This window comes from Alicyclobacillus fructus (assembly GCF_017329605.1).
GTDB lineage: Bacteria > Bacillota > Bacilli > Alicyclobacillales > Alicyclobacillaceae > Alicyclobacillus > Alicyclobacillus fructus.
The window spans coordinates 1-439 of record NZ_JAFMTY010000088.1; the positions used below are offsets into that span (position 1 = coordinate 1).

At 57.9% G+C, this 439-nt stretch carries 1 protein-coding gene; it reads right to left on the reverse strand.

Annotation, left to right across the window (positions count from 1 at the left end):
* Window positions 1-439, reverse strand: a 439-nt coding sequence (locus J3481_RS14440) for a transposase (protein ID WP_268884367.1), incomplete at both ends; no start/stop codon positions are given.

Below are 439 nucleotides of genomic sequence, written 5' to 3' on the forward strand. Positions count from 1 at the left end.
CGGCCGCTCCTTGAACTGGCGAACCTCTTCATCGATGAGCTGGCAGAGGCGAGACACCTCGCTTTTGCTAATGCCATCCAGGCCCAACGCTCGCACCAGGTCATCGACCTTGCGGGTGCTCACGCCCTTCACGTACGCTTCCTGGATCACAGAAGCCAGCGCTTGTTCCGCTCGACGCCTGGGCTCCAGAATCGAGGGGAAGAAGCTGCCCTGACGGAGCTTTGGAATCTTCAAATCGACCGTCCCGAGGCGCGTGTCCCAGGCCCTTGAACGATAGCCGTTTCGTTGTGTGACGCGGCTCTCCGTCCGCTCATAGCGCTCGGCACCGATTTTCTCCGCAGCTTCCGCATCGATGAGGAACTGCGTCACGAGTTGCATCAATTCCCGTAAAAAATCGATCTGATCCACGTCTTGCATCTTGCGAATCCATTCGAGAACT